At 65.8% G+C, this 13,929-nt stretch carries 11 protein-coding genes; 3 read left to right on the plus strand and 8 right to left on the minus strand.

The annotated features are described in order from the left end of the window. Positions 1–163: 163 nt before the first annotated feature. Both GGD66_RS07180 and GGD66_RS07185 read right to left on the minus strand, forming a co-directional pair. Positions 164–1,576 carry a mannose-1-phosphate guanylyltransferase/mannose-6-phosphate isomerase gene (locus GGD66_RS07180; RefSeq protein ID WP_183230207.1) on the minus strand — a complete coding sequence of 471 codons (1,413 nt, stop codon included), beginning with the start codon at positions 1,574–1,576 and terminating at the stop codon, positions 164–166. Between the two features lie 7 nt (positions 1,577–1,583). After that, positions 1,584–2,573 (minus strand): NAD-dependent epimerase, encoded by a 990-nt coding sequence (locus GGD66_RS07185; protein ID WP_092261096.1) that lies wholly within the window; start codon positions 2,571–2,573, stop codon positions 1,584–1,586. A 221-nt stretch (positions 2,574–2,794) separates the two neighbouring features. On the opposite strand from GGD66_RS07185, the gene GGD66_RS07190 reads away from it, so the two are divergent. Beyond that, a complete protein-coding gene (locus GGD66_RS07190) occupies positions 2,795–3,754 on the plus strand; it encodes a lysylphosphatidylglycerol synthase transmembrane domain-containing protein (protein WP_018317383.1) in 960 nt (319 codons plus the stop codon). Then, complete coding sequence (locus GGD66_RS07195) at positions 3,751–4,785, plus strand: MraY family glycosyltransferase (RefSeq protein WP_409362355.1); 1,035 nt, start codon at positions 3,751–3,753, stop codon at positions 4,783–4,785. The genes GGD66_RS07190 and GGD66_RS07195 overlap by 4 nt, the downstream gene beginning before the upstream one ends. On the opposite strand, the gene GGD66_RS07200 is transcribed toward GGD66_RS07195, so the two are convergent. The 6 genes from GGD66_RS07200 to rfaD form a co-directional block, all read right to left on the minus strand. Further along, the gene (locus GGD66_RS07200; RefSeq protein WP_183257224.1) at positions 4,773–5,720 is read right to left on the minus strand and encodes an NAD-dependent epimerase/dehydratase family protein; all 948 of its coding nucleotides are present in this window, start codon (positions 5,718–5,720) and stop codon (positions 4,773–4,775) included. The two genes, GGD66_RS07195 and GGD66_RS07200, sit on opposite strands and share 13 nt — an antisense overlap. Then, the gene (locus GGD66_RS07205; RefSeq protein WP_183257225.1) at positions 5,717–6,937 is read right to left on the minus strand and encodes a glycosyltransferase family 4 protein; all 1,221 of its coding nucleotides are present in this window, start codon (positions 6,935–6,937) and stop codon (positions 5,717–5,719) included. Before GGD66_RS07205 ends, GGD66_RS07200 begins: the two co-directional genes overlap by 4 nt. Positions 6,938–6,939: 2 nt before the next feature. Beyond that, positions 6,940–8,853: an SDR family NAD(P)-dependent oxidoreductase gene (locus tag GGD66_RS07210; RefSeq protein WP_183257226.1), complete on the minus strand. Its 1,914-nt coding sequence runs from the start codon at positions 8,851–8,853 to the stop codon at positions 6,940–6,942. An 84-nt stretch (positions 8,854–8,937) separates the two neighbouring features. Next, positions 8,938–10,224 (minus strand): O-antigen ligase, encoded by a 1,287-nt coding sequence (locus GGD66_RS07215; protein ID WP_183257227.1) that lies wholly within the window; start codon positions 10,222–10,224, stop codon positions 8,938–8,940. After that, the gene (gene rfaE1 / locus GGD66_RS07220) at positions 10,221–11,705 is read right to left on the minus strand and encodes a D-glycero-beta-D-manno-heptose-7-phosphate kinase (protein ID WP_183257228.1); all 1,485 of its coding nucleotides are present in this window, start codon (positions 11,703–11,705) and stop codon (positions 10,221–10,223) included. The genes GGD66_RS07215 and rfaE1 overlap by 4 nt, the downstream gene beginning before the upstream one ends. Before the next feature lie 12 nt (positions 11,706–11,717). Then, positions 11,718–12,698, minus strand: coding sequence for an ADP-glyceromanno-heptose 6-epimerase (gene rfaD / locus GGD66_RS07225; RefSeq protein ID WP_183257229.1), 981 nt, complete (start codon positions 12,696–12,698; stop codon positions 11,718–11,720). A gap of 159 nt (positions 12,699–12,857) precedes the next feature. On the opposite strand from rfaD, the gene waaF reads away from it, so the two are divergent. After that, the gene (waaF, locus tag GGD66_RS07230; RefSeq protein ID WP_183257230.1) at positions 12,858–13,922 is read left to right on the plus strand and encodes a lipopolysaccharide heptosyltransferase II; all 1,065 of its coding nucleotides are present in this window, start codon (positions 12,858–12,860) and stop codon (positions 13,920–13,922) included. The last annotated feature ends 7 nt before the right edge of the window (positions 13,923–13,929 follow it).

Raw genomic sequence — 13,929 nt, forward strand, 5'->3', positions numbered from 1 at the left:
AACGCAAATCCCCGGCGCGCTTCTAGCACGGACGCCACATTTGTGGCGAATGCCGCCTTGGCGGCCCGGACACGATTTGATTCAAAAAGTTACACGTTCCCCGGGCCTTAAGCCGAAAAATATCGCGTCTTTGGCCCGGGTCACGTGATTCGGAGTTTGCTGGTTACGACCTTTGATAGTCGTCTTCAATCCGGATGATGTCGTCTTCCCCGAGATAGCTTCCAGTCTGGACCTCGATCAGTTCCAGCATGATTTTACCGGGGTTCTCCATCCGATGCACGGCGCCCATCGGGATGTAGATCGACTCGTTCTCGTGCACGGTCTTCACGGCCTCGTTGACGGTGACGCGGGCGGCGCCGCGGACCACGATCCAGTGCTCTGCGCGATGATGGTGCTTCTGCAGCGACAGCCGCCCGCCCGGCTTCACCACGATGCGCTTGACCTGGTGGCGCTCACCATTGTCGACGGACTGATAGCTGCCCCAGGGCCGATGCACCTTGAGATGCTCCTCGGTGACCTTCGGCGCGACCGCCTTCAACTTGGTGACGAGACGCTTCAGGCCATTGGCATCCTTCTGGCGCGAGACCAGCACCGCATCCGCGGTCGCGACCACGACGAGATCGTCGACGCCCTCGAGCGCGACCAGCGCCTGGTCGGTGGTGACGTTGCAGTTGCGGGAGTCTTCGAACACCGCGGCGCCGTGCGAGGCATTGCCCTGCGCATCCTTGTCGGAGAGCTCCCACACCGCGTGCCAGGAGCCGACATCGGACCAGCCGCACGACACCGGCACGACCGCGGCGCGCGAGGTCTTCTCCATCACGGCATAGTCGATCGAGATCGCCTTGGCCGCGCCGAACGCCTCGGGCTCCAGCGTGACGAAGCCGAGATCGCGCCCGGCATTGTTGACCGCGTTGGTGACGGTTTCGACGCTTCCTGCATCGACCCTGCGATACTCATCGAGCAGCACGCTGGCCGGGAACATGAAGTTGCCGCTGTTCCAGAGATAGCCCGAATTGACGTAGTCGGAGGCCTTCACCGCGTCCGGCTTCTCGACGAAGCGCGCGACCGCATGCACCTCGCCGGAGATCACCTCGCCCGGGTTGATATAGCCGTATTCGGTCGCGGGCCGCTCCGGCTTGACGCCGAAGGTGACGATACGGCCGGTGCTCGCGGCGTTACGGCCCTCGCGGCATGCGGCAACGAAAGCGGCATTGTCCTGCACGACGTGGTCGGCGGCGAGCGCGAGCACGATGGCTTCACTGGCGCGGTTCTGCGCGAACACGGCGCCGGCCGCGATCGCAGGTCCTGAATCGCGCCGCATCGGCTCGAGGATCACGTCGGCCTCGATGCCGATCTCGGCGAGCTGCTCCAGCACCATGAAGCGATAGGACGCATTGGTGATGACGATCGGCCGGTCGAACAGGGAAGGATCGGAGACGCGCAGCAGCGTGTCCTGGAAAGTCGAGCGCGTGCCGAACAGCGGCAGGAACTGTTTTGGCCGCACCTCGCGCGAAGCCGGCCACAGCCGCGTGCCGGCACCGCCGCACATGATCAGGGGGATAATGCGTTTGTCCATCGTCATCTCAAACCTTGAAGTAGTCCCGATACCAGGTGACAAAATTATGGACCCCATGCTCGATCGGCGTTGACGGTGCAAAGCCGGTGTCGCGCATCAGATCCTCGACATCCGCGAACGTTTCCAGCACATCTCCCGGCTGCATCGGCAGCAATTCTTTGATCGCCGTCCGGCCCAGCTCCCGCTCCAGAAGACCGACGACGTGCATCAGTTCCTCCGGATGGTGATTGCCGACATTGTAGAGCTTAAACGGCGCATTTGCGGCAGCCGGATCGTCCGCAGGCACAAGATCGAGCAGCTTGGATACTACACGTGTGACATCATCAACATAGGTGAAGTCGCGACGCATTCGGCCATGGTTAAACAGCCGGATCGGCTTGCCCGCCATGATGGCGTTTACGAACAGAAACATGGCCATGTCGGGCCGTCCCCATGGCCCGTAAATGGTAAAGAAGCGCAGGCCCGTGACCGGCAAGCGATAGAGATGGCTGTAGGACTGCGCCATCACCTCGTTCGCCTTCTTGGTCGCAGCGTAGAAGCTCACGGGATGGTCGGTCCGGTCCGCAACCGCAAATGGCAATTTTGTGTTGGCGCCATAAACGGAGGATGACGAGGCGTAAACGAGATGACGACAGCCGCTGTTGCGGCAGCCTTCGAGCACGTTGAGAAAGCCCAACAGATTGGAATCGGCATAAGCGTGCGGCTGCTCGATCGAGTAGCGCACGCCGGCCTGCGCCGCCATATGCACGACCTCCGTAAAACGATGTTGCGCAAACAGCGCCGCCATCGTCTCGCGGTCGGCAAGATCGGCCTCGACGAAGGAGAAGCGGGGCTCGCTCTGCAACAGTGCCAGGCGCGCCCGCTTCAGTGCCGGATCGTAATAGCTGTTGAGGTTGTCGAGCCCGACGACGGTGCGGCCTTCGCCCAAGAGGTGCCGGGCGACGTGAAAGCCGATGAAGCCTGCGGCCCCGGTGACCAAAATCGCCTGATCCGTCATCCTGTTCCCTGGGGATCCCTAGCCCGATCCTGTTTAGCCGTCACCTCAAGGTGATCGCAATAGGCCCGCTGTATGCGCTCCATAATGCCCCCCAACGAGGGCTCACGAGAGCCTCACGAGGGCTATTGCAAGATCGGCGCCAAAACCATACCAAAGCGGCCGAATTCGGCGCTCGCGTCGGGTTGCCTCAAATCTTCGCAAACCCTGTTCATGCGGGCGAGATGCGCCGAATCCTGCTGTCGACGGCCAAAATCGTGATTTCCGCGGCGCTGCTCTATCTGGCGCTGCGCAAGGTCGATCTGTCCGAATTGTTTTCGCGCTTCACCGTGACCAGCCTGTTCTGGATCGGCGCCGCGATCGCGGTCACCTTCCTGCAGATCTTCGTCGGCGTGCTGCGCTGGCGCGAGATCAGCGCCGTCTGCGGCGCGCCGCTCGAGCTCGGCCGCGCCATGCGCTACAACGTGATCGGCTCCTTCTTCAACCAGACCCTGCCATCGGCGATCGGCGGCGACGCGGTCCGGCTCTGGCTGGTGGCGCGCGCCGGCGCCGGCTGGCGTGCGGCAACCTATTCGATCTTCGTCGACCGCGCGATCGGCTTGATCGCGCTCGCGATTCTCATCGTCGCGAGCCTGCCCTGGAGCTACACCCTCATCACCGATCCGCACGGGCGCTCGGCGCTGCTGCTCATCGATTTCCTGGCGCTCGCCGGCGGCCTCGGCTTCCTGGTTTTCGGCGCTCTGAAATGGCGCTGGCTGAAGACCTGGTGGGCCACGCATCACATTCACGCCTGTGCCGTGATCGCGAACCGCGTGATCTTCAGCCGCAGCCGCGGACCGATCATCGCAATCCTGTCGGTGCTCGTTCACGTGCTCGCCGTCGTCATCGCCTGGTGCGTCGTGCAGTCGATTGCGGCCCCGGTTCGCTTCAGCGACGTGTTTCTGCTGGTCCCGCCCGTGATGCTGATCACGATGATGCCGATCTCGATTGCCGGCTGGGGCGTGCGTGAAGCCACGATGGGCCTGGCGTTCGGCTTCGCCGGACTTGCCGCCAACGAGGGCGTCAACGTCTCGCTGCTGTTCGGCGCCGTGTCCTTCATCGTCGGTGCGTTCGGCGGCCTGGTCTGGATCCTCAGCGCGGAGAAAGCGGCGCAGGGGTCGAAGCCGATCGGAGTACCGGAGTGACGACCCTCGTCGCGGGTCCGGACCTTGCGGCCGGGCTGGTGCTGTTCGCGCTTGCGCCGGCCGTGCTGGCTGCACTGATCTCGGCCTGCGTCACCTGGCAGAGCATGCCGCTGCTGCAGCGTTATGCACTGGCGCGTCCGAACGCACGCTCGTCGCACAAGATACCAACCCCGCAGGGTGCGGGCATCGCGGTTGTCGCGGCCACGCTGCTGGTGGCTGCCTCCTGGGCCGCCTGGACCTACGGCGCGATTCCCTTGCCTCTGATCGGCTCCGCCGTCGTGATCGCGATGGTCGGGCTCGTCGACGACATCAGGCCCCTGCCCGTGCTGCTCCGCCTCGTGCTGCAGGCGGGAGCCGTGGCCGCCGTCGTCTTCACGACACCGGAGACCGCGCGCATCGTGCCGGCGCTGCCGCTCGCGCTCGAGCGCGGCCTCATCCTGCTCGCCGGCATCTGGTTCGTGAACCTCGTCAATTTCATGGACGGGCTCGACCTGATGACCGTGGCGGAGGTGGTGCCTGTCACGGCCGCGCTGGGATTGCTCGGATGGTATGGCGACCTCTCGCCGTCCGCGGCGCTGCTCGCCACCGCGCTGTGCGGAGCCATGCTCGGCTTTGCGCCGTTCAACCGTCCCGCCGCAAAGGTCTTCCTGGGCGATGTCGGCAGCCTGCCGATCGGCCTCTTGCTCGGCTGGTGCCTGCTGGAGCTCGCCTGGCACGGACAGCCCGCCGCGGCGCTGCTGCTGCCGGCCTATTATCTTGCGGATTCCACCATCACGCTGTTTCGGCGCATCGCGCGGCGCGAACCATTCTGGTCGGCACACCGCACGCACTTCTATCAGCGCGCCACCGACAATGGCTTCACGGTCAAGCAGGTGATCGGCGAGGTGTTCGCACTCAATCTCGTGCTGGCATTGCTTGCCATCGTCAGCGTTCGCGCCGGCTCGACGACGGTCACGATCGTCTCCGTGATCGCAGGCGCGTTCGCGGTCGCCTTCGTGCTGCGGCGCTTTTCCCGCCCTCAGGCATCCTGAGCCGACAGCGCCAGCCGCAACCCCTCGTCGAGGGAGACCTGCGGCTGCCAACCGGTCGCGAGCGCCTTCGAGATGTTGAGCTCGAGCGAGCCGATCAGGCTGTCATGCGTATCCTGCCGGCCCATGACATTGAGCAGCGTGCTGAGCAGGCCCGGCGGCACACCGAACAGCCGCAGGTTCTTGCCGGACGCTTCGGCCAGACGGGTGATGAATTCGGGCGTCGAGACCTGCTCCCTGTCGGCGACGAGGAAGATCTCGAAATTGCTGGTGGGATCGGGATGGCCGAGCCGGCGCAGGATAAACGAGGACAGGTTCTGCACGGCAAGGAAGGCGCGGTGATTGCGGATCGCGGCAACGGGCAGCGGCAGCCCGAGCTGGACCGCGCGCGTCAGCAGCGCAAAATTGCCCTTGGCGCCGGCGCCATAGACCAGCGGCGGCCGGATCACCGAGATCTTCATGTCGTTGTCGCGCGCCAGCGTCCTCAAGCCCGCTTCGGCCGCAGCCTTGGACATGCCGTAGAGGCCGCGCGGCGTCAGGATGTCGCTCTCGCTGAACGGGGCGCGGCCCTCGTTGCTGCGGCCGTGCACGAGCACGGTGCTGATGAAGACGAACTGGCGCACGCCGGCCGTCGCCGCACAGCGCGCCAGATGCAGCGTGCCGGCGATGTTGACGTTGCGGTAGAGCTGGACCGCATGCTCCTCGTGCTTGTGGTGCACGCGCGCGGCGAGATGAACGACGGCGTTGACGCCTTCCAGCGCGGCCTGCCAATCGGTCTCGGGACCGATCGTTTCGATCACGACATCGTCGTCGGCACCTTCCGCGCGGCGAACCGCGCGGCGGACCGACCATCCCTCGCGCTGGAGCGCCGGCACGACATGACGGCCGACGAAGCCGCTCGCTCCCGTCACCAGCACCACCGGTTTCTTCTCGCTCATCGTTGCTCCGAAAGGTTCGGGGTGTGCAACAATTCGTCGATCACACCGGCATAGGCGTTCATCGCCGTCGTCCGGTCGAATCGCAATGCCGTCCTCACCGCGCGCTCCGTCATCGCATCGTCGGTGGAACGGGACGCCGCGCGGATCGCAGCGGCGAGCTGGTCCGGGCGGCCCGGTGTCACGACCCAGCCGAGCCCGTTCTCCACCACCGTCAAGGCGGCCTCGGCCTCCGGCTCGGACACCAGCACCACGGGACGGCCGACCGCCAGCAGATTGTAGAACCGGCTCGGCACCGACACCCCCGCCACGTCCTTCCGGTACGGAATGATCCAGAGATCGGCGGACGCCAGGAACGCCTCGAGCTCGGCATCCTCGACCCGCCCGACAAAGGAGACATTGGGCAGGTTCGCCGCAGCCTGCAACTGCTTCAGCCGTTCGAAGCCGATGCCCCAGCCGGACAGCAGGAAGTGAATGTCGGGCTCGTCCTTCAGAAGCCGCGCCGCCTCGAACACGATCTCCGGATCATGGGTGAAACCGAGATTGCCCGACAGGCCGACGATGAAGCGCGCGGAAACTGCCTTGCGGAACGGGTTGTCCGAATCGACCGGCCGCGACGCGGGCACGAGCGTCGCCCAGTTCGGGATGAAGCGGATCTTGTTCCGCGTCATCCCGGCATAGCTCAGCAGCGGCCGCTCAGCGTCGCGGCCGATGGTGATGACGGCATTGAGGGCGCGGAACATCAGGCTGTTGGCGGCGCGCATCGTCCGCGTCACGAACGAGCCCGGTTTCAGCAGGCCCGCCATCACCAGCACGTCGGGAAAGAGGTCGTGCATGATCAGCGCCGAGCGCGCGCCCTTGAACCTGGCTGCCGCCGCCACCGCGTAAGGCAGCATGAACGGGGCGGTGACCGTGAGCACAACGTCGCCTGCCTTAAGCTCGCGCAGCAAGGCAAAGAACGTGCGCGCCGCGAACCGCAGCTCCGAGACCCCGCGCCGCACCAGCGCCGCCTTGCCCGCCATGCGGTTCTTGATTGCGACGACGCGCGGCTTGCCCGGGCCGGTCTGCAAGGCCGGCAATGCGCCCGGCCAGCCCGAGAGCACGACGACCTCGCGCTCGGCGGCGAGACGGCAGGCGATTTCGGCCATGATCGCCGCCGTCGTGCTCGTATCCGGCGGATAATGCTGGCTCGCGACGACGATCTTGCCCCGAGGCTGCATGGTCAGGCCGCGGTCGACCCGAATTCGGGCACCGCATCCTTCAGGATGGTCCTGATGGTGGCGCGATCGTCGCGTGCGATCGCCTGCTCCAGCGCCGCGATCCATTTGCGCAACGTCTGCATCGGCGGCTCGTTCGGCTGCGCGGCCATGATCCCGGCGACGCCGATCTCGCGGGTCGGCTCCTCGGTGGCGAACAGGATCTCGTGCAGGCGTTCGCCCGGCCGCATGCCCGTGAACACGATCTCGATGTCGTAGCCGGGCTGCAGCCCGGAAAGGCGGATCATACGCTCGGCGAGATCGACGATCTTCACCGGCTGGCCCATGTTGAGCACGTAGACGGAGACGTCAGGACGGTGCGTTCCGAGCGCATGCGTGGCCGCGGTGATGACGAGATCGCAGGCCTCGCGGATGGTCATGAAGTAGCGGACCATGTCGGGATGCGTCACCGTCACCGGGCCGCCGGCCTCGATCTGGGCCTTGAATTTCGGAACCACCGAGCCGTTCGAAGCCAGCACGTTGCCGAACCGGACGGAGATCAGCCGCATCGGCGGCTTGGCGCCGTGCGCCCCGGCTGCGAGGTCGTGATCCAGCGCCTGGCAGTACATCTCCGCAAAGCGCTTGGTCAGGCCGAGCATCGACACCGGCTCGATCGCCTTGTCGGTCGAAATCATCACCATGGCTTCGGCGCCGGCGGCAACGGCGGCATCCGCAACGTTGATCGAGCCGAAGATGTTGGTCTTGACGCCCTCGCTCCAGTCGCGTTCGAGGATCGGCACGTGCTTGAGCGCGGCGGCGTGGAACACGATGTCCGGCTTGAACCCGGCCATCAGGCGCATGATGCGCTCGCGGTCGCGGATGTCGGCGATCCGCCCTTCGACTTCGGCAGCCGCCCCTCGCGCGGCGAGCGCTTCGGTGATGGCGTAGAGCGCGGGCTCGGAGTTTTCCACGATCAGGAGCCGCGCGGCGCCGAAGGCGACGACACGCTCGCAGATCTCCGACCCGATCGAGCCGCCGCCGCCAGTGACGATCACCGCCTTGCCGTTGATCAGCGCTTCCAGGCGCGCATAGTCGATCGTCTCGCTCGGCCGCAGCAGGAGGTCCTCGACCGCGACGGCCGTGAGCCGCGGCGTATCGCCGCTCTCGAGCGAGGGCATCCGGTTGACGATCACACCCAGCTTGCGCGCCCGCATCAGGATCGATTCCGGACGCGCTTCCGGCTCGAATGCCGAGGGCGTCATGACGAGGCGCGCGATCGGCTTGTTGCGCTTGGCGAAGTCGGCGACGACGTCCTCGACGTCATCGATGCCACCCAGCACCGGCACGTTGCGGATGAACTGACCCCGATCCGAGCTCGACGGCGACAGCACGCCGACCGGCCAGATGCGCTTGATCGCCCCGCTCTCGATGCCGCGCAGGAGTACCTCCGCATCCGCGGCGCGGCCGATTAGCAGCGTCGGCGCGGCCTCCTCGCCCCTGGCGTGACGCCGCACCCGCGTATAGCGGAAGTAACGATAGGTCATGCGCAGCGCGCTGAGGAACGAGATCTCGAGGAACCAGTAGAGGACGATCGTCACCTTGCCGAGGAAGAAGGCACCGCGGACGTTGGGGGCGACGAAGATGTAGTCGAGCACCAGCAGGGCGACCGTCAGCACGGTCGAGACGCGAATGATGTTCAGCGCATCAGGCAGCGAGATGAAGCGCCATTTCGTCGTGGTCAGGTTGAAGATGAAGAACACGACCACGCTGAAGGCGAGGAAGTAGGGCAGGATCTGGAACAGCAGCGGCAGGCGCTCGAAGAAGCCGTCGCCACCCTCGAATCGCAGATAGAAAGCGGCAAAAAGCGCCGCCGCGGTCGCCAGCAGGTCGTGGAGCGCGATTAGGAAATTGCGCAAGGTGAGATGCGAAAGACGCGTCATCCGCCGACCGATGAAAACCCAGTTAGATGCAACCTAACCGCGCTGATAGCCCATCTGGACAGGACTTGCCAGCCGCGCGGCCTTTCAGGAACCGGCTTCCCCCGTCTTCGCCTCGGCCTGTTGCGCCCGGACCACCATGCCGCCGGCAACGCCGACGCCGATGACGTACATCCAGCCCTCGTGGAAGTCGAACAGATGGGAGTTGAACAGCGAGGTAAAGACGTTCTGCACCACCACCAGGAGCCCGATCCAGTTGGCAAGCCCGTCGCCGCGAAACAAGCGTAGATGCAATATCCAGATCGCGTAGAGAACGGCGATGCCGATCACGCCCCATTGCACGGCAACGTTCAGCGTCTGGTTATGCGGGTTGCCGATCACCTCGGCGGACGCCTGGTACTGACCGGCGGGCGTCGCGACGCGTTCGAACAATCCGCGCGTCGAGCCGGTGCCGTGTCCCATGATCGGCGCCTCGGCGAAGAAGCCGAGTGACTTCCGCCAGAATTCGAGCCGCAGCCCCGCCGAGGTCGGCTCGCCCTTTTCCATGTAACGCGTGTAGTCGTCGGAAAACCTCTCGGCGGTATGGCGCAAATATGGCGAGGCCTGCCAGGCGAGAACAGCGGCGACGAGCAATGTGGCGGAGATGAGCGCGATGCTGCGCCATTTGAGATGAAGCAGCGCGAACACGCCGAACATGATCGGAACGGTGACGAGCGCTGTGCGTGACACCACCACGAACGTCATGTTGACGAAGAAGCTCAGTGCCAGCGCCGTCAGCAGCCCGGCGAACCAGTATCGCTTCTCACGCAGCAGCATCACGATCGGATAGGCGAGCGCGACCGCGCAAAGCGCGAATTCCTGGCTCTGGTTGATGTAATTCTTGACGAAGATGCCGCGCTCGGCCGGATCGGTCTTGAGCGCGAGATTCGGGTAGAAGGCGACCAGCCAGGACATCACCGACAGCAGGGCGCAGGACGCCAGGAAGGCGATGAAGATCCAGCGCCCGCGCGGCGAGCGCTCGAAATGATAGAGCAGCACCGGCAGCACCAGCAGCTTGATGGTCGGATTGACCGCATAGAAGCGGGCGCCCCAGCTCGCGTCCGACCACAGCGTCCCCACCAGCGCGAGCAGGACCAGCGCGATCGGGGCCGCGCAGATCGGACGCGTCAAGGATTGCAGGAACGCGCGGACGTCGAGAAACGGCACCATGCAAATCAGCATCAGCGCGTTGAATATCCCCGCCAGCGAGGTCGACCACGGCAGCGAGGCCGCGGTCAGGACCGCAAATATATCGACGGTCTCGCGCCAGGCCGCCGGGCTGCGCAGGCGGCGAAGCAACATTCCGCCGGTCGTCTCGCGTGCCAGTGCAGTCACTTGCCTCCTCCCCGGGCGCGATGGACCAGCGCCGTCGTGCTGAAGCCCTGCAGGATGTCGACCAGCACGACGGTGCCGCCCGCGGCCTCGACGACCTCGTGGCCGACCACCTGCTCACGGGTGTAGTCGCCGCCCTTCACCAGCACGCCAGGCTTGATCCGGGTAATCAGGTCGATCGGCGTGTCCTCATCGAAGATGACGACGAGATCGACGGCCTCGAGCGCGGCGAGCACCTCGGCACGCGCGCGCTCGTCCTGGACCGGCCGCTCGGCGCCCTTGAGCCGCCGCACCGAGGCGTCGCCGTTGAGCCCCACGATCAGGCGGTCGCAGGCGGCGCGCGCCGCGGTCAGCACCTTGACGTGGCCGGGATGCAGGATGTCGAAGCAGCCATTGGTGAAGCCGACGCGCTGGCCTTGTGTTTTCCATTCGGCGAGTTGCGCATCGAGTGCGGCCGGCTCGAGCACGATCTTCTCCTCGGCCGCCAGAGTGGCATGCGGCAGGATCTTTCGGCGCAGCTCGGCCGCGCTCACACTGGCGGTGCCTTGCTTGCCGACGGCGACGGCGGCAGCGGCATTGGCCATGCGCAGCGCGGTGTCCCAGTCCGCGCCTGTAGCAAGCGACACCGCGAGCGCGGCGGCGACGGTGTCACCGGCGCCGGAGACGTCGCGCACCTTCACCGGGAAAGCCGGAACGTGAACCGCCGCGCCATTGCGCGGCACCAGCGTCATGCCGTGCTCGCCCTGGGTGACCAGGATCGCCTCGCAATCGGCGAGCCGCATCACGTCCTCGCTGGCCTCGACGATGCTCTGCACCGTCTCGGCGCGGCTGCGGGTCGCTTCGGAGAACTCCTTGCGATTGGGCGTCAGCAGCGTGGCGCCGCGATAGATCGCCCAGTTCAGGCTCTTGGGATCGACGATCACGGGCTTGCCGAGCTTTCGCGCGGCATCGATGGTGTGGCGGATGACGCGCGCCGTCAGCACGCCCTTGGCGTAGTCCGACAGCAGCACGATGTCGGCGCGCGCGATCTGCGGCAGGATCGCCTCGATCAACTTCGTCTCGATGTCATCGGAAGCAGCCGCCGCCTGCTCCCAATCCGCGCGCAGCATGTGCGTGGAGAAATGCTCGGAGACGAAGCGGACTTTTCGCGTGGTCGGGCGCGTGGGATCGCACACCAGCACGCTTTCGATGCCGGCGTGCCCGTCCAGCGCCGCCTTGAGCCGTGCACCGGCATCGTCCTCGCCGACGAGGCCGACGAAGATGCAGCGCGCGCCCAACGAGGCGACATTGCGCGCGACATTGCCGGCGCCGCCGATATGGATCTCGCTGCGCTGGGCCGCGATGACGGGCGCCGGCGCTTCCGGCGAGATCCGCGACACCTCGCCATAGACGAACTCGTCCAGCATGATGTCGCCGATGCACAGCACCATGCGGCCTGAGATGGCCTGCGCGAGGGCGTCGAAATCGAGAATGGGCGTCGGCATGGTCAAATGGCCTCAGCGGAAGCGGTCGGGCCGGTCGAGGTAATCCCCGACATAGGCCTTCACCGCATCCTCGAGCGTCGTGAAGCCGCCGTTATAGCCGGCGCGGTGCAGGCGAGCGACCTCGCTCTGGGTGAAATACTGGTAGGCCCCGCGGATCTGCTCGGGCATGTCGATATATTCGATGTTGGGCCTCGTGCCGAGCGCCGCATAGGCCGCCAACATCAGATCCCTGAAGCTGCGCGCTTTGCCGGTTCCGACATTAAAGATGCCGGATACCGACGGCGTCGCCAGCAGCCACATCACGACGCGCACGACGTCGTCGACATAGATGAAATCGCGGCGCTGATCGCCGTCGGCGATGCCCTCGCGATGCGACTTGAACAGCTGCACCACGCGGCCTGCCTTGACGTCGTCGAAGCGGCGCGCCAGCACGCTCATCATCGAGCCCTTGTGATACTCGTTGGGGCCGAACACGTTGAAGAATTTCAGGCCCGCCCATTGCGGCGGGAGCGGATCGCTGTTCGCTACGCGCCCGGCGACCGCGAGATCGAACATGTGCTTGCTCCAGCCGTAGAGATTCATCGGCCGCAGTTTCTTCAGTGCCGGCAGCGAGGCGTCGTCGTCAAATCCCGTCTCACCGTCGCCATAGGTTGCCGCCGAGGAGGCGTAGATGAACGGGACCGCGCCCGCCGTGCACCAATCGAGCAGGCGCATCGACAGGCGGAAATTGGTTTCGAACACGAGGTCGCCGTCGGTCGCGGTGGTCGCGGAAATCGCCCCGAGATGGATCACAGCCTCGAGCTTGCGGCCCTTCAGCCAGTCCATCAGCTCGGCCGGCGGGACAATATCCACAAGCTGGCGCTTGGCGAGGTTCCGCCACTTGCCCTCGTTGCCCAGGAAATCGCAGACCACGACGTCGCTGCTGCCCGCGTCATTGAGCGCGGCCACGACATTCGACCCGATAAAACCGGCCCCGCCGGTCACCAGCAACATTCCGAAATCCCTGCCCGATCTTTGCGGCCCGGTCCTGCCGTAGCGCATGAGCCGCCAAAGTGTAAGCGGTTTTGGGATTGAGTGGTCTGCCGGCTTTACCTGCCGGCCTGGAGCGGCTACCGAACCGCCACAATCAGATCGTCTCGGCCCTATTAACGAATGAACCAAGATTCGACACTTAGCGGAGATGCAGATCGGAGCGACACCCGCCCGATTCTGATCATTCCCTACATGTGGATCGGCGATTTCGTCCGGAATCACACCGTTGTCCGGGTCCTCAAGGAGCGCTGGCCGAACCGGCCGGTCGATCTTCTGACCACCTCCCTGTGCGCCCCGCTGGTCGATTACATGCCCGGCGTGCGCGAGGGGATCGTCTGGGACCTGCCGCGCGGACGCCTCGCCGTCGCCCGCCAGCTCGCCCTGGGGAAACTCCTGCGCGAGCGGAACTACGGCACGGCCCTGGTGCTGCCCCGAACCTGGAAGGCGGCCATCGCCCCCGCCCTCGCCGGCATTCCTGAACGGGTCGGCTTCGTCGGCGAGTTCCGGTTCGGCCTGCTCAACCGCTGGCGCTGGGGCGAGAAGAAGCTGCCGCGCTTCATCGATAAGAACGCCGCCCTGGCCCAGCCCGACGGCGCCCCGCTGCCGGCGGAATGGCCGGTGCCGCAATTGCGGGTCCCGGCCGAGGACATCGTCCGCTGGCGGCAGGCCAACGGGATCGGCGCCGGCGCCGCGGTGGCGCTGGCCCCCGGCTCGGTCGGCGTCTCAAAGCGCTGGACCTACTATCCGGAGGCCGCCCGGCTGCTGGTCGAGCGCGGCCTCGAGGTCTGGGTGGTCGGCGGCCCCGCGGAAAAGGGGCTGGCCCAGGAGATCGTCGCGGCGGGCGGCTCAGGCGTGCGGGACCTCACCGGCAACGATCTGCGCAACGGCGTGCTGGCCATGGCGGCGGCCGGCGTAGCCATCTCCAACGATTCCGGCCTGATGCACATCGCAGCTGCCCTGGGCACGCCCACCATGGGCATCTTCGGCCCGACCAGCCCCTATCTCTGGGCCCCCCTCAACGGCCTCGCCGCGACCGTGGTCCAGGACAAGGAAGTGCTGTCCTGCCAGCCCTGCCAAAGCACGGTCTGCAAGATGAACGACCACCGCTGCATGCGCGATATCGCAGCGAGCGAGGTGGTGGCGATCGCGCAGCGGGTGCTGGAGGAAGCTGGAAAGCCGGCTTAGAATTGAG

Origin of the sequence: Bradyrhizobium sp. CIR48, assembly GCF_014198315.1 — a bacterium.
Lineage (GTDB): Bacteria > Pseudomonadota > Alphaproteobacteria > Rhizobiales > Xanthobacteraceae > Bradyrhizobium.